We start from the raw sequence: 22,640 nt of genomic DNA, 5'->3' as shown, positions 1-22,640 counted from the left end.
AATGTTTATAAAAAAGAGGACACCTGATAGGGTGTCCTCTTTTTGTGTGGAATTATCTGAAAAATGTTTCTCAAATTTTCGGAAGAGGTATCGGGTTAAAAATTCAGAATTTTATAAAAGTGTCAAAAATCTTTATGGGAATGGGGAATGTTATAGTGAAAAAGCAAGTCATTTCATCAGCATTAGCGTTAACTGTTATCGCCGGGGGATTTGGAACGTTTGGAGCAACGACAACGAAAGCGGAAGAACAAAAAATTCAATATCATCAAGAATTTAAAACACCTGCATACATAGGTGAAGAATGGAAAGCACCGGAAGGACTAGATAAAAAAGAGACGGTCTTTCAATATTTAGAAAGTAAGAAAGATATGTTTAAATTAGCAGGAAACATTGATAAACATTTCAATGTCGTTGGGGAAGAAAAAGATGCTGAATCTGGTACGACACATGTGAAGTTAGTTGAGAAACATAATAACATTCCTGTGTATGGTTCAGACCAAACTGTTACACTAGATAAAGAGAATAATGTAAAAGCATTCTTCGGACAAGTTATTCCGAATTTAGAGGATAAAAATATTCCTACCTTTGCAAGTATTAGTGCAGAACAAGCAGAAACAATTGCAAAGGCAGATATTGAAAAAGAAGTTGGTAAAGTAAAAAATTATGATGGTGTGAAAAAAGATTTATTTGTGTATGAAAAAGATGGAAACTACTATCTTGCATACTTAGTTAAGGCATCGATTTCAAAACCAGCTCCAGGCTATTGGCATTACTTTGTTGATGCAACAAATGGAAATGTGATTGAGAAATATAATGCTGTAGATAACATTACAGGATTTGGTTACGGAGTATTAGGTGCTAGACAATCATTTGAAATTGCTCAAAATGAGAAGACAGGAGCATTCCATTTATTTGATGGTAAGCGTGGACAAGGTGTTCATACGTTTGATGCAGAGAATATGGATGAAAACTGGTTTAACATATTCTCACAATGGTTTGGATATACAGGTGTCGAAGTAGAAAGTAAAAATAAGTTCTTTGATGACAAAGCAGCGGTTGATGCGCATGTAAATGCAGGGAAAGTATACGATTACTACAAAAAGACATTTAACCGTAACTCTTTCGATGATAAAGGCGCGAAGCTGATCTCCTCTGTTCACGTAGGAGAAAGCTGGAATAACGCAGCTTGGAACGGTATCCAAATGATGTATGGTGATGGAGATGGCAAGACATTTATTCCATTATCTGCTGGCCTAGATGTTATCGGTCACGAATTAACACATGCTGTAACTGAGCATACAGCAAACCTTGTTTATAAAAATGAATCAGGTGCGTTAAATGAATCGTTATCTGATATTATGGGTGTCATGGTTGAGAAGAAGAGCTGGGATTTAGGTGCTGATATTTATACACCTGGTAAACCTGGTGATGCGCTTCGTTCTCTGAAAGATCCAGCATCTATTCCAAACCCATTAAAACCAGGTGAAGGTTATCCAGATCATTACAATAAACGCTACACTGGAACAGCTGATAATGGCGGCGTTCATATTAACAGTAGTATTAACAATAAAGCTGCGTACTTAGTATCTGACGGTGGCACGCATTACGGCGTGAAAGTAACTGGAGTGGGCCGTGAAGCGACAGAAAAAATTTACTACCGTGCTCTTACTAAATATTTAACTGCAAACTCTGACTTTAAAATGATGCGTCAAGCAGCACTTCAGTCAGCAGAAGATTTATATGGTAAAAACTCTAAAGAGTTACAAGCTGTAACGAAAGCTTATGATGCAGTAGGCGTTAAATAATAAGAGAAAAAGACCTGACTATGATGTCAGGTCTTTCTTTATCCAGCAAGCACTGGATTGGTGTAGGCTGATTAAAGTTTCACTTAATTTAGTCACGAATACCTAATGCGATTTTCGCCATACGTGACATACGTTCTTTCGACCATGGTGGATTCCAAACGACATTTACTTCTATTTCGTTTACTTCAGGTACGTTCGTTGATAGTACTTTTTTAACGTCTGATACGATTTGACCAGCCATTGGGCAGCCGATAGAAGTCATCGTCATTGTAATGATAGCATTATTATTTTCATCCGCTGTAACGTCATAAACTAATCCAAGATTGATAATATCAACACCTAGTTCAGGATCAATAACAGCTTCTAAGTTTGCATATAATTTTTCTTCAAATGCTTGTTGTGACATGTGTAGCACCCCCTACAGATTAATGATATCGATTCTCATTATAACGGATATATGTATAATGTGCAGGGAATGAGCTCAAAAAAATATTCCTCTTGAAAGAGGAATATTTTTTTGAGCTATTCAGTTTTAAAATGAGATACGAGTTGATCTAATTCTTCAACCGTTTGTTTCATTTGTTTTGCAGTTACTGTCATTTCATTCATAACAATAACTTTCTGCTCAGCAGATTGTGCCGTTGCGGCTGTTTCACTAGATACTTCATTTGAAATAGAAGCGATGTTATTAAGTGAAGCGTTCATTTCTTCAGCGCTTGCAGCCATTTCTTCAGCAGTTGCTGATATGTCTTGCATTTGAGTTGATACTTTATTTACTTGTTCAACAATTGTTGTGAAAGAAGTACCAGCCTCACGAACGACAGTAATGCCTTCAAATGCTTCAGAACGACCTTTAGACATCATAGAACTAGCTGTTTCTGTATCATTTTGAATTTGATTTAGTAATTGGTTAATATCTGTTGCAGCAGTTTTAGATTGTTCCGCAAGTTTACGGACTTCATCAGCTACGACAGCAAATCCTTTTCCTTGCTCACCAGCACGAGCTGCTTCAATAGAAGCGTTTAAAGCAAGTAAGTTTGTTTGCTCAGCGATATTAGAAATAGATTGTACAGCCGTATCAATATATTTCGTATGGGTGATTAGACGTTCGACTACTTCTGATGTAGCATTTACAGCTTCATGTATCGTTGTCATTTGTGAAACAGATTTTTGGATAACAGTACCTCCATCGTTAGCATGTTCAGATGTAGCTACAGCAAGTTCGGCTACAGATGAAGCAGATTCAGCGATGCGTTGAACGCTTATTGCCATATCATCCATCGCAGTTGAGCTTTCTTCCATACTAGAAGTTTGCGATTGAATACTTGAATTTAAGTTGGACATCGAGCTTTGAACTCGTATTGTTGCCTCGCGTGATGTATTAGTCTTTTCTAGCATATTTTCAGAAGCTGTTTGTACTTCTACAGATGTTTTTTGAACACGATTAATGATATGTTGCAGGTTTGCTAACATTTTATTAAACGATGATGCAATTGCACCGATTTCATCATTGCTATTTACTTGTAGACGGGCTGTTAAGTCGCCTTCTTGAGAGGCTAATTCTTTTAGTTTAGTATCAATTTGCTGAATTGGTTTTACAAGCTTACCAGAGAACCACCATGCAAGAATAATTGCAGTTACAATACAAATAACAAGTGATAAGAAGACAACATATTCAATTCGTAGTGAAGATTGATCGATTTTTTCAATAGATTGTTCGCGTAATTTAGCTTGTTCATTACTGTAATTTGTGAAATCACCAATTACTTTATAAACAGTACCATTTTCTGTAGAAGCTACTTGTAAAGCTTCTTCCCATTTTTGTTCTTTTGCAAGAGTGAATACTTTCTCTTCAATGAACTTTCTCCAAGTGGATCCTAATTCCATTGTGCTTTTCACGGACTGAGAAGTGTTAGGGTTAGAAAGAAGTTGCCCTTTTGTATCTTCAAGACGTTTACTCATCTCATTAAACTTGTCTAATTCGACTTGATCATGTTGTAGTAAATAACCTCTTAAAGCAGAAAGTTGTACTTGATAAGCGTCTCCGCGCTCTTTCAATTCGGTTGCAAGAGGAGAAATTTCTTTTTGTAATGTTTCAGCTTTATGAGACTGATCCATGGTAAAGAATAAAATAAAAGCTAAGGCAATGCCGAATAAAGCACAAATCGTTCCCATCATGAACATTAGTTTTTTTCTGATACTTATAAAATTCATATGATAAAAAGCCTCCTTTGTGAAATCTTAGTATTAGAATTAATTAATGTAAAAAATTGAAAGAAAGCTTTATTCCAGTAGGAATAAAGCTTTCCTCTTTCCTTTAGGAATTATAGCAGACAGAATGGGAGATAGAAAGAGATATTTTAGCGTGAAAAAAGAGAGACTCTAAATCGCTCTTTCTAACAATTTAGAGTTCGTAGAAGTATAAATGGAATTTTCATTTTAACCATTTGTTTTGAAATGAGAAACGAGCACTTCAAGTTCTTGTACAATTGTTTTCATTTCTGATGATTTTTTAGCAACGATACTCATTTTGTTTACTTGGTCACCAGCTGAAGTTGCTGTTTGTGATGTTTCGGCAGCAACTTCATTTGAAATAGAAGCGATATTATTTAAAGCTGCATTCATTTCTTCAGAACTTGCGGCCATTTCTTCAGTAGTTGCAGACATTTCTTGTATTTGTGTAGATACATTGTTAATGTGATTAACAATTTCTGAGAATGAAGATCCAGCGGTACGAATGACTGTAATTCCTTCAGAAGCTTCTGACTGACCTTGTGTCATCATGTCATTTGCTATTTTTGTGTCCGCTTGAATGTGATGAAGTAAATGGTTAATATCAGTTGCTGCTAGCTGAGATTGTTCAGCAAGTTTTCGTACTTCATCGGCAACAACAGCGAATCCTTTTCCATGTTCACCAGCACGGGCCGCTTCAATAGAAGCATTTAAAGCGAGTAAATTCGTCTGCTCGGCAATATTAGAAATAGATTGAAGTGCAGTATCAATATGATTCGTATGTGTAATGAGTCGCTCTACCACTTGTGATGTAGCGTTAACAGCTTCGTTAATTGTATGCATTTGTGTAATAGACTTCTCAATGACTTTATTTCCATCATCTGCTTTTTCAGAAGTTGTAACAGCTAGGCTAGCGACAGAAGATGCAGTTTCTGCAATACGCTGAACACCCGTTGCGATATCATCCATTGCGGTTGAACTTTCTTCGATGCTAGAAACTTGGGAACGAATATTGTGCACAAGAGCATTCATAGTCTCTTTCGTTTTTGTGGTATTTTCCATAGAAGCAGTTGTTTCGATAAATACATTTTCAGAAGCTTCTTTTACACTTGTTGATGTTTGTTGAACTTGCTTTATTATACGCTGTAAGTTAGCAAGCATTTGATTAAAGGAATTTGCAATGTCACCAATTTCATCTTTACTCGTTACGTGTAATCTAGCGGTTAAATCGCCATCTTGCGAAGCTAATTCTTTTAACTTCGCATCAATTTGTCGAATCGGTTTAACGAGTTTACCAGAGAACCACCATGCCAATAGAATAGATGTTAATGTACATGTAATGAGTGAGAAGAAAATAATATATTGAATAAGGGATGAAGAAGACTCTACGTCAGCAATTAATACATCCCGTTTGTCATTTTCTTCATTTGTATATTTAGTAAAACGACTTAAAAGGTCATTTACATAATCTGTTTGAGCAAGAGCAATTTTGGATGCTTCATCCCATTTTCCTTCACGCGCAAGAGGGAGGACTTCATTATCTACGACGCTGCGCCATTTTGCTCCCATTAAAATGGCCTCTTTCATTCCTTCTGGGAGTTTTTTATCACTTGTTACTTTCTCCCTAGTATCAGCTAGTTTTTTTCCTTCCCGATTGAATTTATTCAATCCTTTTTGGTCATGTGATAGTAAATATTCTTGTAAACCAGCGACCTGTGCTTGGAACCAATCGCCACGTTCTTTTAAAATCGTTGCTCTTTTCGATACATCATTCTTTAACGTTTCGATTTCACTTGCTTGATGCATCGCAAATGAAAGAATAACAATAAGAGCAATGCTAAATAAGGAAGAAATGCTTAAGAGTGTGAACAGTAGTTTTTTTCGAATGCTAACATATTTCATCGTTACCCCTACCTTTTTAAAACCGTTTATTATAATTTATAAATATTTAGAACGAAATTAATAAAAACATGATTAAGAAGTTATTAATCTGTTCTATGAAAATTATAGCAGATAATGGAATATGGCAGATTAATGTGAGTAAATGTTCTTAAAATGTATACATTTGTATATCAAAAAATTCATAAATAAAAATTAGAAATGGTATTGTAATTTGAAATAACATCATGTATACTTCTAATTAGTTGATAACGATTATCAGTATCAACTGAAACATTACTCTTCGTTATGTTGGTCATACCCCTTTTTGACGACGTAAGTCAGAGACAAAATGTTGAAATATCTTGTGTCCTATTCTACAGAATTATGGTAATCTCCAACCTCAACTTATATGCGTAAGCATGCAAAAAAGGATCCTATCCGTGAAGGGATCCTTTTTTGCATGTTGTCGCAATTAATGTATATAGACCTGGTATACGTTCTTCAATTCCTTCAGGTGAAGTAGAAGGGAAAACCCACCTTTGATGAGATCCGTGTTCTTCAACTAGCTTTTCAATTTTAAAACGTTCTTCCGCAAGTGTTGTAATTATTTCTCCTAGCGTCCAGCGACGGATGGTTGTTTTAGGCAATGATTCTTTCTGCGCTTCTGTAAGAAGGATGCTATAAGCCACATCATCTTCAATCAATTCTTCATCGAAATAATTTCCATTAGCGTGAAATGATGGGTGGCCTACTCCTAGTAATTTCGTGTAAACAGGATGATAGTCACGAAGGATAAGTGTTCCATCTCCTTTAAGCATGGTAGCAATTTTTTGAAAGAGCGGTTTTAAATCTAGAAAGTAATGGAGTACACCAAGTTCCAGTAATACGATATCAAATGATTCGGAGAGCTGCACATTTAGTACATCAGAAACGACATACTGGATAGAGACACCTGCTGCTTCTGCAAGTTCATTTGCATATTTTGCATTACTTGCTGAAATATCAACCACTGTTACGTCAGCTCCTAAAAGAGCGAGAGCAACGGCTTTATTTCCTTTTGACCCGAGTAAATTAATGATACGTTTTCCTTTTGGAGATTGTATGTAAGGTAAATAGTGATCTATCTCGCGCATAGGATCTTCTATGAGTTTTTTTGCATAATCCGCTGGTGCTCCGTGGCGATTCGTCCAAGCTTCATAAGCAGCTGTATTCCAGCTTTTTTCATTACGTGCGCTTAGTTGTTTTTGATTCAATATTATCACTCCTTTTGTGAACGTATAGTTATTCGGCAGGTGGATGGGATTTCCTTTTCTTTTTGAATAAAAGTTTGATTTTTCTGTGATTAAGTCGTAAAATACTTGTTATACGTAAAAGCATTGAAAAGGAAAAGTAGGATGAACACATTCTTTCCAGAGAGCTTCGGTAGCTGAGAAGAAGCAAGAATATTCATTTGAACAATGGCCTTTGAGCTTCGTCCTGAACTTATCAAATGATAATAGTAGGCGGCGACGAGAGTTGGTACTCGTTATCAAAACCACAGTATAAGAGCATATAGCTCCGTACTTGTTAAGGCTAATTATGTGAGTAATTGGCGAAATAAGGTGGTACCGCGACTGTTTATACAGCCCCGCCCTTATCTTTTTTAAGATAAGGGTGGGGCTTTTTTATATTTAAAAGGAGGAATGTAAGATGAGTATTTTTATTGGAGGCGCTTGGCCGTATGCAAATGGCTCGTTACACCTTGGGCATATTGCGAGTTTGTTACCTGGAGATATTTTAGCACGTTATTACCGGGCAAAAGGTGAGAATGTGTTGTATGTTTCGGGAAGTGACTGTAATGGAACACCGATTGCAATTAGGGCAAAACAAGAAGGTGTGACGGCGAAGGAAATTGCTGATAAGTATCATGAAGAGTTTGAGCGATGTTTTTGTAGCCTTGGTTTTACTTATGATTGCTATACACGTACAGATAGTGAGCATCATCATGAAACTGTTCAAAATGTCTTTTTACGTTTATTAGAAGAAGGCTATATTTATAAAAAAACGGTGGAACAAGCGTATTGTGAAACGTGTACGCAGTTTTTACCTGATCGTTATGTAGAAGGAATTTGTCCTCATTGCCATGAAGCAGCAAGAGGAGATCAATGTGATGCTTGTTCGGCCATTTTAGATCCACTCGATTTGTTAGAAAAGAAATGTAAGTTATGTGGTAGTACGCCATCCGTACAGGAAACAGAGCATTTCTATTTCGCACTGCATACATTTCAGGAGCAAATTAAAGGAGTCGTAGAAATTGCAAAACAAAAAGGAACATGGCGTGACAATGCAATTCAGCTAACAGAAAGATATGTAAAAGAAGGGTTGCAAGATAGGGCAGTATCGCGTGATTTACCAGTCGGGGTTCCAATTCCAGTGGCAGGATACGAAGATAAGAAAATTTACGTATGGATTGAAGCAGTGACAGGATATTATTCTGCAAGTAAACATTGGGCTGAAAAAACAGGGAAAGATGACCAAGAGTTTTGGGATAAAGAAACGAAAACGTATTATGTACACGGAAAGGATAATATTCCATTTCACTCTATCATCTGGCCAGCGGTATTACTTGGAGTAGGAGAAGAAGCGATTCCTCGTCATATCGTTTCAAATGAGTATTTAACGGTAGAAAAAAGAAAATTATCGACAAGTAAAAACTGGGCAGTATGGGTACCTGATATATTAGAAAGCTATGATCCAGATTCGATCCGTTACTTTTTAACAGTAAATGCACCAGAAAATCGTGATACTGATTTTTCGTGGCGTGAGTTTATTTACAGTCATAATAGTGAATTGTTAGGTGCATATGGGAACTTTGTGAATCGGACATTAAAGTTTATTGAAAAGTATTATGATGGCGTTGTACCGAAGGGAACTATTCATGTAGAGCTGAAAGATAAAGTAGAAGGATTATATAAATATGTAGGAGCGGCTATTGAACAAACTAAATTTAAGGTGGCGTTAGAGACAATATTTGATGCAGTGCGTTTTGCAAATAAATACTTTGACGAAAAGCAGCCTTGGAAACAAAGAGAAGATGATCCAGTTTCATGTGAAGAAACGATTTATAATTGTGTTTATCTTATCGCTAATTTTGCAAATCTCCTTGAACCATTTTTACCATTTTCAAGTGAAAGAGTTCGAAACACATTGTCGATTGTTAAACGAAATTGGGAACCTCAAAATATGTTGCCGAATAAAATTGATAGCGTACAGCCATTATTTGAGCGAATTGATGTAAAACAAATTGAGCATGAGATAGAGAAACTGTATGGAGCGGTAAAGTGAACGAGAGAGAAAAGACCTTTCAAGTAAATGAAAGGTCTTTTCTTATGCACTATGCACACGATTATGTTTGTTTTCTTTTCTATACGTAAGGAGCTGAGGAGTGAAAATACCAAACAATATAAATATAATTCCAATCCACTGCATAAGCGTTACAACTTCATGTACAAGTGTTATAGAAGCGATAATGGCCGTTGGTAATTCAGCTGCACCTAATATTGTACCAAGTCCTATTCCGACTTTCGGTACGCCAATTGAAAAACAAATGACAGGTACGACAACGCCGAATAATCCGAGGAAGAAAGCATATTTCCATAGACCGGCTTGCAGGGCACCATCTGTTAAAAAGGTTGGCGGGAAGAATAGGCAGACGATAAGGGTAGCACTTGTTGTCATGAGAAAGCTTTTCGTATAAGGTGGAACATCTGTAGCAACGCGTCCACTTGCAAAAACATAGAATGAAAAAGAGACAGCAGCTAATAGTCCAAAGATAATACCTTTCGTAGAAAAATCTTCTCCTAGCCCTTCAAAGACACCGCCAGCAAACAACGTACCAGTGAATAAAATGATGATAGATATAACTTTTTCACGGCTTGGAAACGTTCGATTTGCAATAGCCTCGATGACTACTCCGATCCATGTGAACTGGAAGAGTAGAACGACAGCGATAGATGCTGGCAGTTCTTCTACAGAAATAGCATAGAAAATACCAGTCATACTCATTGTTGTGCCGACTGTTAGTAAGGACAAGAATTGCTTTTTTGTTACTTTATGGCGTGAAAAGAAAAGAACGAGCAGAAGTAGTCCAATCCATCCGAAGACATATTGTCCCCCTAATAGTTGATGTGCTGAAAATCCGTTAATAAATCCGAGTTTGAAAATAGTTGAAAGCACGCCATAGCTACAAGCACCGAGTAAAACGAGTAGTGAATACTTAAACTTCTCCATAAAAATCCTCCTTTTAAAATAAAAAACGCCCGCTATCCAAATAAGGACAACGGGCGAACGAAACAGAGTAACATACTCTACAAAATTCCGCCATTCATACGAAGTATGAATTTGGGGTATGAAATTACAATAGGTTTTACATTGCCTTTGGGAATACAATGGAGCATTTTACACCTTGAGGTGTGTTTTGTATCCCATAAGGAAACTGATGTTTATCTAATATTTGTTTTACAATATATAACCCAAGACCACTACCTTGTACTAAGCCATGTTTGTCAGGATTTGCGCGATAGAATGGCTCAAATAAATGGGCAAGTTTATCTTCATCAATTTGAGAACCTGTATTTAATACTTCTAATGCGTAACCGTTTGGCTTTTCATAAAGCTTTATATATACATGCTGATGGTCAATTGTATAATGAATTGCGTTGGAAATAATGTTAAAAATAGCAGTTTGCATAAATTTAGGATCAGCTAAAATTTGTACATCTTGTTTAATGTTAGACTGAACATTTAATTGTTTTACAGATACAAAATAATCTACTTTCTTTATAACGTCCTCAATAATATTAGTCAATGAGATAACTTTTAAATTGGGTTTAAATTGAGGGTTTTGTATTTTGGATAATTCTGATACCTTTTCCGTTAATATGTTAATATCTTGCATCATCTCATATGAACGTTTTAAATATTTATCTCTATCTTTATAAGCGCCAATTCCGTGAATCATGCCATCGAGTTGTCCCATAACGGCTGCGATTGGTGTTTTTAATTCATGGGATATCATAGACATAAATTCTTTACGAGATTGTTCTAATTGTTGTTCCTTCTTGATTTCATTTCTTAAATCTTGATTGCTTTCATGTAAATTTTTCACAATAGTAGGTACTTGTGAGGCAGCTACTTGCAAATTAAAATCTGTTTGATCTGTATTTTTGTTAAGTAGCTTTTTATCTGAGAAATCAAGATTCATAATATCTTTTAAAGCATCGCTCATATATTGGAAAGGTTTGGCGATTATTTTTGCGTAGATTAAAGATCCTAGCAGAGATAATGCAAGCATTGTCGCCCCAATATGTGGAGCTAATTGCTGCAACACATCTGTTAACGATGGATTATCATGTGTATCATTTGTTTTACTTGCTGCATTTTGTGTATGTAAGGCATCATTGTTAGTAACTTGCTTTTCCGCTTCTGTAAGTGAAGACGTTGTGTTACTTTTCCCCGGAATATTTTGTGCATGTTCTTTTGCTTTTGCAGTTTGGCTAGGCTGCAAAAGATGATTGATGGCTGTAGAGAGTGTATTCATGTCTATTTGAGAAGATTGAAAATTAGAGATGCTACTCTCTGACACAGCTTTATTTTGCTTTGTTTTACTTTGGTCGTTTTGTTTGTCTGATTCCGCTTGTTCCGCAGTTTGCGTTCCAGACGCTCTCAAACGATCTTTATCGTAATTTGAGGCTAGAAAATAAATAATTTGATAAAGACAAAGTGATAACAAAATACAAAATAATAAGGTTTTGATGAATATATTTTTGGTGATGTTGTCTTTGCTACGATTCGATTTTGTAGCCAATGCCTTTCACCGTTTTAATATAAGGAATTTCTAATTTTTTTCGTAAGTTTTTAATATGTGTATCTATTACTCTCACATCACCATAATGTTCATAGCCCCATACCTTATTCAACAAATCACTTCTTGATAGTACTTTTCCCCGATTTTGCAGTAAAGTATATATAATTTCAAATTCTTTTGTAGTCAATTCAATTTGATTACCATGAACATAAGCGGCATATGCTGTAGAATTTAACATCAATTCATGGAATTGTAGTATAGTTGCAGCTTCTGCTTCCTTCGTTGCTGCTCTTCTTAATACAGCTTCTACACGTTTTATAAATACGGTGTAATGGAACGGTTTTGTAATATAGTCATCAATACCTAACTCAAATCCTTTAATTTCACTTTCTTCATTATGTAAGCCTGTTAGCATAATGATTGGTACATCAGATTGTCCTCGCATAATTTTACAAATACTATAGCCATCTATATCTGGTAACATTACATCGAGGAGGACAAGGTCGTATGAATTTTTTTGGAAAAGAAGAATGCCTTCTGTACCAGCACCAACTACATCAACAGTAAAGTTTTGTGCCATTAGAAATTCACGAATAAGTTCTTGTATATCTGGGTTGTCTTCAATCACCAGTATATGCGTCATAGTAACACCTCCTAAATAACGCTTTTTACTGCAATATTCGAATTCATCATTTTTCGGATGACTCAGATTGTTTATACATATAATAAGCCCCCGCTATAAAATAGTAATGAAAGTAGCAAGGGGGATTGTTTAGTGTCACTGAATATTTCAGAATTACAGTAGTTCTATTATAGTATGTATTGTAAAATTTATAAAATATTATAACTGTATAATTTTAATATCCATGTTTATCAATGTTACGATGATGTTGAACGCAATCTATTTTTATTATATATGTAAATACAGTTGTTTTGCTACTGTAAATGAATAAATAAAATAAGCCAAGACATAAAATTCTTGGCTACACGTAAATCTTGTTCTTAGGTTAATTTACAGTGACAGTAGCTTGCTGCTGAATGCGCTCAAATAACCAGTGAATATCATTGTTAAACATACGAATACAACCAAGTGTTGTTGCTTTCCCGATTGCTTGATTATTGTTAGTTCCATGAATCGCATACGTTGTTCCGTAAGTTCCTGCCATATTTAATCCGAGCCAGCGGTCCCCAAGTGGATTACGTGGATCGCCGCCTTTAATTTTTCCTGTATAGTAAGGACGGTTTTTAATTTTATTTACAATTTGAAAAGTACCCTTAGGTGTTGGTGTTGCTGCTTTTCCAGTAGCGACAGTGAAACTTTTTATGAATTTTCCATTTTGATAATAATCCATTTTATTTAGTTGTGTGTTTACGATAAGCTGATCTTTCGTTGTAGCTGCTTCTGCAGTAGTGAATGGAAGAGTTAAAAATCCTAATGATAATAGCGCACTTAATAATAATTTTTTCATGATATTCTCCTTTTACTTCTTGTAGTAGTCTTACATACAGTGAATTTGTAATCCTCGTAATGCTTGATTGACATTTTCATCTAATGTTTCAAAGAAGGTAGTAATCTTTGGATTGCATTTGTTGTTTTTATCAATAAGTAATCTTTCATTTAATAAAAGCTCACCATGTAGTCCAAAACTTTGAACTTGAATATTTAGTTCATCTTCAGTTTCAGAAATAATTGGTAAGAAATAGTGAAAAGCTTTCGTTGGAATGATGTAGCTTTTGCCAATCATGCTTTCTGGATTTGAATTCACCCATTTTCTAGTGACAATCTTAATGTTCTTTTTTGAAACGATAAAAGACAGCGTAGTAGATTTTGTTAAACTTACGTCAAATTCATTTGTTTCACATATTTGTAAATTAAAAACGGTTTCATTTTGATGAGATTCAACATTCGTATTAATAAAATCGTGCATTTTATAAGCTTCCATTTCTTATTCACCCTTTTTTCAATTTCGAAAAGCGACTTATATTTATTCAATTTAATGTTTAGTCATATATTAGCTAAATTTTTCAACAAATTCCGATATAATCTTACAATACGTATATGAAGCTAATATGAAGTTCGTATGAGTTTGTGGTGGTTTTTTATAGAGAACAAAATAAGATAGTTTTTTAGTGTTAAAAATTGGATAAAAAATGTATATTAATGGATTTCATTCGCGTGATATATAGTTGTTAGCTTGTTTTTAAATGCTAATAGATATAAGTAAATAGAGAACAAAAAATTTTAGTGTGAGCCTTACAAAAATGTAATAAAAATGTAAGCTATTGTGATAGTTATTTCGACATTTTTTTTATACAATAATAGTAAGAAGTTGTACGTGACTGAAAGGAGAGATGACATGGAATGGGTTCATGAATTATTTCAGCAATACGGGTATTATGTTGTACTTGTCGGGTTGCTGTTAGAATATATTGCGCTTCCGTTTCCGGGAGAGCCAACATTAGCATATGCGGGATTTTTAGCACAGAAGGGTGATTTAAGTTTACCAATTTTAATTATCTTATCCTTTATTGGGACAAGTGTAGGAATGACGATTCAATACTTTTTAGGAAATAAATTAGGTATGCCTTTCGTTCAAAAATATGGGAAATACGTATTTTTAACACAAAGAAAAATCGACTTAACAAGAATGTGGTTCGATAAGTATGGGTACTTCCTAATCTTTATCGGTTTCTTTATTCCTGGTGTACGCCATTTTACAGGATACTTTGCAGGAATTATTAATCTACCATTTCGTCGTTTTGCGATTACAATTTATTCAGGTGCTCTGTTTTGGGTATCATTCTTCTTAATCGGTGGTTACTGGTTAGGTGGAAACTTACATGATATTTTTGGAGTGCTAGAAGGTCATATTGGTAAAATCATTTTTGGAGTTATCGTAATCGTAGCAATTACGCTAGGCATTCGTTTCCGTAAACAGTTAAAACGAGTATTGTTACAAAACGCAAGTTAATATGGAATCCATTCTATGTCAAAATTTAGGAAGGCAGTGCAAAAGCACTGCCTTTTTTATTTTATCCCGCTATTTGTCGGGCTGCCCGTAAAAGTCCGATTGGTCAGGGCTGATAATCAGTGGGGGATGAACAAAACCCCCACTGATTAAAGTTTCATTTTATGTTCCAATCTATTTTTAACTTTCCTTTTAGCTGATTTCCGCTAACTATAATGTAATAAGTTCCTGTCTTAATTGCCGCGAACTGGTATGTATTAGGTCCAGCTGGAGCTAAATAATTTTCTTCCTCTTGAAATTCACTAGCCATTTTTATGTCCCCCATGTAGCCATTCGAATTTTCAGCTCGTGATTCAATGGTGAATTCTAATATGTCCCCTCGTTTTAGTTCAATTGGGACTTTATGTTCACCACTAAAATGTTGAAAAGATGCTTCGAAAGAGTTATCTGTTTTTGTTTCGACCCATTGTTCTTTTGATGTTCCAAACCTTTCTAAATCTACTAAGTTAATTGTGATAAATATAATAAACATAATGCTTGGTACGAAATATTGTAGCCACTTAAATTTTGTTGCTATAACTGTACATAAATAGAAAGAAAGAGAACATACTGCACCAATTGATCCGAGGAACAAGAACTGTATTAGACTAGCTTCTTTAAATGTTAGGAAGGGAAGAAAAAATAAATAGCCGCAAAAAATATAAAGTAATAATGTCTTCAGTCTTGTATGTGTTTTTAATTTCAATTTATCGATGCAAATAGAACAAAAAAATGCATATGCAGCAAGAATAGGAACGAAGGGAACATATAGCAGTTCTCGTAATCCAGCTAAGAAACTATATAATGTTTGTTGACTAGTTGTTAAGAGAAGCGTGCTAATAAGTAATAATAATAAGAAAGTCGCTGTAAGCTTAGTAAGAATATAGGAAAAAGTAGATATTTTATTCATATGTCACTTCCTTTGTTTAATATTTCACATTCATTATATAGGTTATTTTCATCATAATACATCCTTATTTTTGTCAATTATTATAGTCGTAATGACAATTATAATTGACAAAAATAAGGATATTATTTACAATTTTAATTAAATAAATGAAAAAGAGGGAAGATATGAAGCTTCAAAATCGAGTGAGGGAATTGCGAGCAAAGCATCGTTTATCACAAGGGGATTTAGGGAAAGCGATTGGCTCATCACGGCAAACGATTAGTTTAATTGAGCGTGGGGATTATGCACCATCTATTGTATTGTCGTTAAAAATCGCACAAATTTTCAATGTATCGGTGGAGGAAATATTCACGTTAGTGGAGGGGGAAGAGGACGATGAAGAGTAAACGAAAAAAACAATTTGATTTTGTGGGAAAAATAGCATTAAGTATGATGGGTGGTTTTTTAACATCTTATATAGCTTTAGATTTACTCTCGGATGAACCGAGAAAATTATCATCTAATCTATTTATAGGTGTATGTACTATTTTTGGAATTTTAATGATGTACTACACTTGGAAGAATACACGTATGTTAGCGGAAGCACGCGATGAAGAAGAGAGCGTACAAGGCAGAAAATTAGGTATTATAAGTATATATTTACGTGTAGGTGATATAGTTACGCAGGCATGGTTTGTATATGCAGTTATTACATGTAGACGTGCACTAGTGCAGGATACAAATGTTTCATTTGCGGTGTGGAATTTAGTAGCTTCTATTGTCTGTTTAACTACTGTAGTGATTATCGGGCTCATAACAAAAAATCGTTATAATAAGCTATATCCTGAACAAGGTGTAACATATATGGAATCTATGAAAATGTGGACGAAAAACGCAGATGAAGGATTAAAACACATTGTGCATGAGGCTGGATATAAAGCGTATGAATTTACGAATACAATATTAGCATATGTATGGTGGGCTGCCGTTATATATACAGCGGCTAGTAATATCGATTTTGTATTGATTGGCTTAATCTCATTTATTTGGATATTGCATCTCGGAAAATTCATGTACGAAATGCAGAGGAAAATGATTTATTAAGGAGAGAAAAGAGTGGATATTTTAAGAAGGCCAGCTAGTTCAATGACGGTGGCGCTAGTTTTGTCCATTTTATATGGAGTAATCCGAACTGGGAAATTAGAAGTAATGTTGAATATATGGGCAGTATTTGGAATTGTATTATTAGTGTTAGCCATTCATGAGCTAGGGCACGTACTATTTGGCTTGATAGGTGGTTTGAATTTTAAATTTATGACAGTAGGACCTATCACTGTTCAAAAGGAAAAAGGGAAATTACGCATTCGAGAAAATAAATTATGGGCGTACTTTGGTGGCGTGGTGATGTTAGCGCCGTCTTTTATAGAGACACCGAACCTTTCAAAGAAATGGGCGTGGATGACTTTAGGTGGACCAATTATGAGTTTACTATTCGGTATTACTTCAGGTTACATATATATGGTGAGTTATTATCAATATCTTTTATATTTTTCCGTTTTCCACTTTGTGATTTTTGCAGTTACAATCGTGCCGATAAAAGGAACGCTTCTGAGTGATGGTATGCAATTTCTCATTTTAATTAAAGATGATGAAAAAGCTAAGCAGCATTTATATACGATTCAAATATCGAGTGAGTTATTTAGTTATAAAAGACCGAAAGATTGGGATGAGAGATTAGTAGAACTTAGTGAGGAAAAATTAAAAGAGGATAAAAGTATAAGAGAGATAATGAGCGGACTTATGCTCGTCTTTTATGCCCGAGCTGATCAAAGGGGAATGGAAAGAGCAATACCGTATATAGAACAAATTGTTCAACTATCTGTAACGAAGGAAAATAAATTTTTCGTTAGTAGTTTTCATAGTTGGTATCTTTTATATAAAGCTCTTTATCAGATAAATAGCCTTTCTCTGCAAGAAGCAAAGGAACATGCAAAGGCCATTACCAAAATGGATTTAAACGGATATTACCGTACACAAGGAATTATTAAATATTTAGAGGACGATATGGAAGCTTCCCGCACTTATATGAAGAAAGCTGATAAAGAATTGGAGAGCGCTGAGAAGAGTGGAATGGGATATTTACAAGTAGAGAGAGAATGGTTTGAGCAGCTACAGGCGAGGGTATCTTACGATGGGTGAGGTATCCTCTTTTTTATATGTCATCTTATAACGTTCCATAAACAGCCTAGGACGAGTAAAATAAGATAAGAAGAGCAAAGCTTGGAGGAAGTAAATATGGAAATTTTATCAATTGTTTTGATAATCTTGCTCATTTATGTTGTTTTTAAAGTAGCATATGTAGCATTAAAGATACTCGCGATCCTATTAATTATCTTTTTAATCGTAGAGTTCGGCAGTAAGTTGCTTGGGGGATAGGGTATGTTGTGTGTTTCGAGTGTCGAAGATTGTCGTTAAATCGATATCTTGTGTCGAATCGTCGATATAATGAAAAAATCGTTGATATAAGTGGAGAAACGATCGATATATTTGAAAAATCGTTGATATATTTAAGTGAATACTAAGTGGGGTATATGGAAAAGAAGTTGCCATGGAGGTAACTTCTTTTTATTTTGGTGATGGAGTATGAACAGGAAAGAATAGCAAACAAAAAAGCCGGAAGATATTCTTCCAGCTTACGAGTTACTTTCAATTTGACGACCATTTTCTTCTTCAGTGTCTTGTAAAAGATTGAATACATCTGCTAGGCAGAATGCGATAAACCAAGTCCATAGACCGTGGAAGAAAGCAGAGCTTAATTGCAGTGGTAATGTATAGTTTGTCATTGAGTAGGAAATACATCCACCAACGATTCCGATCATTGTTAATAACATTGTTTTTTGAGCATTTTCTTCTGGATTGAAGAGGAAATAAATGTATCCGCCTAAAATTGAAGCGCTTACAAGTGTTTCGATTCCATTAAAAATGATATTCTCTCCAAGCTGAGTGTTTGTCCAGAAGCAAATCACACCGCCGATAATGGCAAACAGGACAGCTATTGTATATCGTATATATTGATTCATATGTTCATCTCCTTATGTAATAAGATGATTTGGAAGTCAAAAAGGTAGGTATAGTATATTGAAGTGAATTTTAGTTGTACGTATCTTTTTATAAAAAGATTAGTGAAGAATAACTAAGATGATCGGTTTTTAAACCGTTACGTGTATGGTGACTGAAATATACCCGACTTCTCGTTTCTTTTTGTTTGTAAAATATGAGAAACTTCCAAGTCTATATACTCTTTTTTTGTGAGTCTGTTTTCATTATAACACATTTAGGGACACAATAATAGAATTATCTGATTTTGTAATAAGTGTAAAAAATAAAAAGCGCAAGGAATGTTAGTTCCTTGCGCTTTTTTATATGCGTTTGAAACGGCCGACAATTTCAACTGTTTCAGTAATGTTCATGAATGCTTTGTTATCCACTTGACGGATAATACGTTTCATTTCGCCTAACTCATATCGAGTCACGACAGTGTAAATCATTTTTTTCTTATGGTTTGTATAGCCGCCGACAGCATCTACCATTGTCACCCCGCGTATGCCGTGATGTAATAGTGCGCTTTTTATTTCCTCACCTTTTTCTGTAACTGTCATTATCGTTAATTTAATATGTTTTGTATGCACGGCATCAATTACTTTGCTGACTACAAACCGGCTAATTAACGTATAAAGCGTAATATCCCATCCGAAAATAAATCCTGCTGCAACAAGTAAGATCAAGTTGAATCCAAAGATGATTGCTCCAATCGAAATATCTCGATGTTTTGCTACAATCAATCCAACGACATCAAAACCACCTGTTGAAGAAGCAAATCGGAATATGATTCCTGAAGCTGCTCCGCAAATTACACCACCGAATACAGAAGAAAGTAAAATATCGTCTGAAACTTGATGTACTGGGATAATGTTCATCGCTAAAGATGATACAGCTACAAAATACGCTGTTAAAAAGGTTGTCTTCTTGCCTAAGTAAAAGTGACTTAAAATAAGAAGAGGAATGTTTAGTAAAAAGATAAGTGCACCGATATTGTAATGCATTAAATAACCGATAATCATCCCTACACCAGCAAATCCACCGCTAATCATATTATGCGGGATAAAAAACATGTTCATAGAAATTGCATACAAAATAGAAGCTATGAAAATAACAACCAACTGTATCATAAATTCTAAGTGAAATGTTTTAGCTGCTGGGAAAGATAAAAAGGCGGTGTCGGGAACGTAATCGGCGTCTCCTAGTTGACCCATAGTATGTTTCATCTCCATATTCATTTTTGATTACAAGAAGAGAATAAAGGTTTTTTCAAAAACTGGCAATAGTTTTATTATAATGCAAAAATTTTATAAATTTCTAATAAATCAAGCCTATTCATTGATGTGCGTGAATATACTAAAGAAAGCGAATACAATGTTTCTTAATTATTGTTTTCTTGAGAAAATATGCAAAATACTTTTTTTGAAAATAAAAGGAAATAGAGAATATTTGCCCGATGTGCTAAAATGAGCTTATTAAGGATGTGAAGCGATGGAATTTTTATTGCAGGATGCAATTCTATATATATCGTTTGTAACAACGGCGCTTTGTTTATTAGAAGTTTTCTTCCTTGCCAATGTTTCTCGCTTTGTGCGTCAGCAAGCATCGAGCGGTAAACAAAGAGCTTTTGCGTTAGTTGATACATGTGAAGATAGTGCAGGAAATGTAACGCTATTTTCTATTTTTTATAAATATGGAATGATTCGTTCTGTTCGCAGACAAGAATCAAGTGAAGAGAATGACGAGGTCGGTCCGTATACACCAATGTTTCGCTAAATAATTACGAAACATTGGAGGAATGAACATGTTAAAATCATATCGAGCTGTGCTCGTTAGTTTATCATTATTACTTGTTTTTGTTTTATCTGGTTGCAGTAATGCGGCCCCAATTGATGCACATAGTACTGGGATTTGGGATCATTACTTTGTATATCCAATCTCGTTTATGATTCAATTTGTTGCTCATCATATACCTGGAGCTAGCTTCGGGATTGCGATCATTATCATGACGCTCGTTATTCGTTCAGCAATGATTCCATTAGCTGTTTCACAATACCGTAGCCAAGCGAAAATGAAAAAAATGCAACCTGAATTGCAGAAGCTAAAGAAAAAATACGGTGATGTAAGCAAAGATCTTGAAAAACAAAAGCAGTATCAAAAAGAAATGTCAGAACTAATGAAATCAGGTGGTTGGAATCCACTTGCTGGTTGTTGGCCAATTTTTATACAAATGCCGATTTTCTCTGCTTTGTATTATGCGATTAGCCGAACAGAAGAGATTCGCACATCTTCATTTTTATGGGTGAACTTAGGACATGCAGATCCATATCATATATTACCGATTATTGCAGCGTTAACGACATTTATTCAGATGAAAGTTTTCCAATCTAATATCACACCTGGAGAACAAGTACAAATGCTAAAAATGCAGCAAATTATGATGCCAGCAATGATTCTATTTATGGGATTTGCGGCGCCATCAGGTCTTGTACTGTATTGGATTACAGGTAACCTATTTACAATGACACAAACAATTGTATTAAGAAAAATAATGGAACGTGAAGAATTACAATTACAAAAAGCTTAGAACAACGCCGCTCGTGATGAGCGGTGTTTTTTTGTTAAGTCGTTAAGGGAATTTTAAGAAACCAATATTACTATAGGCATTGTATACGAAAGTGTACATGCTTTAGAAATATGAAGGAGGAAATTTCCTATGAAGAAGAAAACAGTTGGGTATTTAGCAATTGCAGGTGCTTTATCATTTGGAATTATAGGAGGAGTGGGTGTACCAGCATTTGCGGCAACGAATACTCCAGCAGCGGATCAGCCTACAAAAACGGTGAAGAAAGATTTAGATGACGCTACAAAACAAAAAGTGAAAACAATTATGGACGATACAAAGAAACAATTAGAGGAGCTAGGTGTAAAGCTTCCAGAGAAAGAAAAACGTAAAGATATGCTTGCGGGATTAGATGATCAAACGAAAGAAAAAGCAAAATCAATTTTAGAGCAAGAGAAATCTGGGAAGTTAACACATGAACAAGCGCAAGAAGAATTAACAAAGCTAGGTGTGAAATTGCCGGAGAAGGGTAAACACAAGGATATGTTTGCAGGATTAGATGATCAGGCGAAAGTAAAAGCAAAGTCAATTTTAGAGCAAGAGAAATCCGGAAAATTAACACGTGAACAAGCAAAAGAAGAATTAACAAAGCTAGGCGTGAAGTTGCCAGAGAAGGGTAAACATAAGGATATGTTTGCAGGATTAGATGATCAGGCGAAAGAAAAAGCGAAATCGATTTTAGAGCAAGAGAAATCCGGAAAATTAACACGTGAACAAGCAAAAGAGGAATTAACAAAGTTAGGCGTGAAACTTCCAGAGAAAGAGAAGCATGCAGACATCTTCGCGGGATTAGATGAAGCAACAAAGGCAAAAGCAAAAGCAGTTCTAGAAAATGAAAAGAAACAATTAGAGGAATTAAATGTGGATCTTCCGCATCATAAATTTTTTATGAAAAAAGAAGATAAATAATTGAGTTATGTATCTTTCGTGTGGGCAACCGGAAGGTACATGCGAGGACCGATTTCTACTTATAGAAATCGGTCTCTTTTAATGATTCAATAAAATTCTTTTCATTGTTAGTATGTATCCAAAGATGCAGTAGAAGATTGCAAAACCGATAAACACTTCCGTATATTGATATTTACCCAATACGTAGAAGGAAACAGCTGGCATAATAGCTACCGCTAAAATGCTATAACCAGGATACTTTTGCCGATGCATGATAGCGAATAGAACAGAGAGAAACGTAGCGATGATACAAAAGACAGCAATCATTATTGGTGCACCTCCTAAAATTATTGGTGCACCTCCTAAATGG

Annotated in this window: 23 protein-coding genes and 1 other annotated feature; of the genes, 10 read left to right on the top strand and 13 right to left on the bottom strand. The window is 35.1% G+C overall.

Annotated features, from left to right (window positions below; all coding sequences use genetic code 11):
* The first annotated feature begins 155 nt into the window (after positions 1-155).
* Positions 156-1,805, top strand: coding sequence for a neutral protease NprB (gene nprB, locus DPQ31_RS24975; RefSeq protein ID WP_000745149.1), 1,650 nt, complete (start codon positions 156-158; stop codon positions 1,803-1,805).
* An 88-nt stretch (positions 1,806-1,893) separates the two neighbouring features.
* On the opposite strand, the gene DPQ31_RS24970 is transcribed toward nprB, so the two are convergent.
* The 4 genes from DPQ31_RS24970 to DPQ31_RS24955 all read right to left on the bottom strand — a co-directional run bounded on the left by DPQ31_RS24970 (position 1,894) and on the right by DPQ31_RS24955 (position 7,171).
* Positions 1,894-2,211, bottom strand: a complete 318-nt coding sequence (locus DPQ31_RS24970) for a metal-sulfur cluster assembly factor (RefSeq protein WP_000082520.1) — start codon at positions 2,209-2,211, stop codon at positions 1,894-1,896.
* A gap of 116 nt (positions 2,212-2,327) precedes the next feature.
* Complete coding sequence (locus DPQ31_RS24965) at positions 2,328-4,019, bottom strand: methyl-accepting chemotaxis protein (protein ID WP_098911473.1); 1,692 nt, start codon at positions 4,017-4,019, stop codon at positions 2,328-2,330.
* A 225-nt stretch (positions 4,020-4,244) separates the two neighbouring features.
* Positions 4,245-5,939, bottom strand: a complete 1,695-nt coding sequence (locus DPQ31_RS24960) for a methyl-accepting chemotaxis protein (protein ID WP_208731143.1) — start codon at positions 5,937-5,939, stop codon at positions 4,245-4,247.
* Between the two features lie 413 nt (positions 5,940-6,352).
* Positions 6,353-7,171 (bottom strand): class I SAM-dependent methyltransferase, encoded by an 819-nt coding sequence (locus tag DPQ31_RS24955; protein ID WP_208731141.1) that lies wholly within the window; start codon positions 7,169-7,171, stop codon positions 6,353-6,355.
* Between the two features lie 114 nt (positions 7,172-7,285).
* Positions 7,286-7,556 (top strand) — a binding site (T-box leader).
* Positions 7,557-7,607: 51 nt separating this feature from the next.
* Here DPQ31_RS24955 and metG point away from each other — a divergent pair.
* Positions 7,608-9,242: a methionine--tRNA ligase gene (gene metG / locus DPQ31_RS24950; protein WP_208731140.1), complete on the top strand. Its 1,635-nt coding sequence runs from the start codon at positions 7,608-7,610 to the stop codon at positions 9,240-9,242.
* A gap of 42 nt (positions 9,243-9,284) precedes the next feature.
* Here the strand turns inward: metG and DPQ31_RS24945 are convergent, their stop codons facing one another.
* The 5 genes from DPQ31_RS24945 to DPQ31_RS24925 all read right to left on the bottom strand — a co-directional run bounded on the left by DPQ31_RS24945 (position 9,285) and on the right by DPQ31_RS24925 (position 13,706).
* Positions 9,285-10,187, bottom strand: coding sequence for an EamA family transporter (locus tag DPQ31_RS24945; protein ID WP_097957470.1), 903 nt, complete (start codon positions 10,185-10,187; stop codon positions 9,285-9,287).
* 136 nt (positions 10,188-10,323) lie between these two features.
* Positions 10,324-11,763 carry a sensor histidine kinase gene (locus DPQ31_RS24940; protein WP_000201947.1) on the bottom strand — a complete coding sequence of 480 codons (1,440 nt, stop codon included), beginning with the start codon at positions 11,761-11,763 and terminating at the stop codon, positions 10,324-10,326.
* Complete coding sequence (locus DPQ31_RS24935) at positions 11,741-12,406, bottom strand: response regulator transcription factor (RefSeq protein ID WP_000148832.1); 666 nt, start codon at positions 12,404-12,406, stop codon at positions 11,741-11,743. Before DPQ31_RS24935 ends, DPQ31_RS24940 begins: the two co-directional genes overlap by 23 nt.
* Before the next feature lie 364 nt (positions 12,407-12,770).
* The gene (locus tag DPQ31_RS24930) at positions 12,771-13,232 is read right to left on the bottom strand and encodes a L,D-transpeptidase (RefSeq protein ID WP_000735064.1); all 462 of its coding nucleotides are present in this window, start codon (positions 13,230-13,232) and stop codon (positions 12,771-12,773) included.
* Positions 13,233-13,262: 30 nt separating this feature from the next.
* Positions 13,263-13,706, bottom strand: coding sequence for a DUF3978 family protein (locus DPQ31_RS24925; RefSeq protein WP_000388765.1), 444 nt, complete (start codon positions 13,704-13,706; stop codon positions 13,263-13,265).
* A 414-nt stretch (positions 13,707-14,120) separates the two neighbouring features.
* On the opposite strand from DPQ31_RS24925, the gene DPQ31_RS24920 reads away from it, so the two are divergent.
* Entirely contained in the window at positions 14,121-14,735 is a 615-nt protein-coding gene (locus tag DPQ31_RS24920; RefSeq protein ID WP_000455364.1) for a DedA family protein, read from the top strand.
* Positions 14,736-14,889: 154 nt separating this feature from the next.
* On the opposite strand, the gene DPQ31_RS24915 is transcribed toward DPQ31_RS24920, so the two are convergent.
* Positions 14,890-15,681, bottom strand: coding sequence for a hypothetical protein (locus tag DPQ31_RS24915; RefSeq protein ID WP_098053936.1), 792 nt, complete (start codon positions 15,679-15,681; stop codon positions 14,890-14,892).
* Positions 15,682-15,845: 164 nt separating this feature from the next.
* On the opposite strand from DPQ31_RS24915, the gene DPQ31_RS24910 reads away from it, so the two are divergent.
* The 4 genes from DPQ31_RS24910 (at position 15,846) to DPQ31_RS24895 (ending at position 18,096) form a co-directional block, all read left to right on the top strand.
* Positions 15,846-16,067 carry a helix-turn-helix transcriptional regulator gene (locus tag DPQ31_RS24910; protein WP_000776170.1) on the top strand — a complete coding sequence of 74 codons (222 nt, stop codon included), beginning with the start codon at positions 15,846-15,848 and terminating at the stop codon, positions 16,065-16,067.
* Positions 16,057-16,764 (top strand): DUF3169 family protein, encoded by a 708-nt coding sequence (locus DPQ31_RS24905; protein ID WP_000837707.1) that lies wholly within the window; start codon positions 16,057-16,059, stop codon positions 16,762-16,764. The genes DPQ31_RS24910 and DPQ31_RS24905 overlap by 11 nt, the downstream gene beginning before the upstream one ends.
* Before the next feature lie 42 nt (positions 16,765-16,806).
* Positions 16,807-17,859 carry a site-2 protease family protein gene (locus DPQ31_RS24900; RefSeq protein ID WP_208732112.1) on the top strand — a complete coding sequence of 351 codons (1,053 nt, stop codon included), beginning with the start codon at positions 16,807-16,809 and terminating at the stop codon, positions 17,857-17,859.
* 96 nt (positions 17,860-17,955) lie between these two features.
* Positions 17,956-18,096, top strand: coding sequence for a DUF3985 family protein (locus tag DPQ31_RS24895; protein ID WP_208732111.1), 141 nt, complete (start codon positions 17,956-17,958; stop codon positions 18,094-18,096).
* Between the two features lie 257 nt (positions 18,097-18,353).
* On the opposite strand, the gene DPQ31_RS24890 is transcribed toward DPQ31_RS24895, so the two are convergent.
* Positions 18,354-18,740, bottom strand: a complete 387-nt coding sequence (locus DPQ31_RS24890; protein ID WP_001077779.1) for a DUF3938 domain-containing protein — start codon at positions 18,738-18,740, stop codon at positions 18,354-18,356.
* 339 nt (positions 18,741-19,079) lie between these two features.
* Entirely contained in the window at positions 19,080-19,973 is an 894-nt protein-coding gene (locus tag DPQ31_RS24885) for a YitT family protein (protein ID WP_000530041.1), read from the bottom strand.
* 277 nt (positions 19,974-20,250) lie between these two features.
* On the opposite strand from DPQ31_RS24885, the gene DPQ31_RS24880 reads away from it, so the two are divergent.
* From DPQ31_RS24880 to DPQ31_RS24870, 3 genes are all read left to right on the top strand, one after another.
* Positions 20,251-20,535, top strand: a complete 285-nt coding sequence (locus DPQ31_RS24880; RefSeq protein WP_000394928.1) for a hypothetical protein — start codon at positions 20,251-20,253, stop codon at positions 20,533-20,535.
* A 28-nt stretch (positions 20,536-20,563) separates the two neighbouring features.
* Positions 20,564-21,346 (top strand): membrane protein insertase YidC, encoded by a 783-nt coding sequence (gene yidC / locus DPQ31_RS24875; protein WP_000920530.1) that lies wholly within the window; start codon positions 20,564-20,566, stop codon positions 21,344-21,346.
* Between the two features lie 129 nt (positions 21,347-21,475).
* The gene (locus DPQ31_RS24870) at positions 21,476-22,291 is read left to right on the top strand and encodes a hypothetical protein (RefSeq protein WP_085450686.1); all 816 of its coding nucleotides are present in this window, start codon (positions 21,476-21,478) and stop codon (positions 22,289-22,291) included.
* Positions 22,292-22,369: 78 nt separating this feature from the next.
* Here DPQ31_RS24870 and DPQ31_RS24865 read toward each other — a convergent pair whose 3' ends face one another.
* Positions 22,370-22,597, bottom strand: a complete 228-nt coding sequence (locus DPQ31_RS24865) for a hypothetical protein (protein ID WP_000562240.1) — start codon at positions 22,595-22,597, stop codon at positions 22,370-22,372.
* Positions 22,598-22,640 lie beyond the last annotated feature (43 nt).

It is taken from the genome of Bacillus sp. COPE52, from assembly GCF_003355115.1.
Lineage (GTDB): Bacteria > Bacillota > Bacilli > Bacillales > Bacillaceae_G > Bacillus_A > Bacillus_A toyonensis.
The sequence above is the reverse complement of the archived record's forward strand: the minus strand, read 5'-3'. Positions and strand labels throughout refer to the sequence as shown.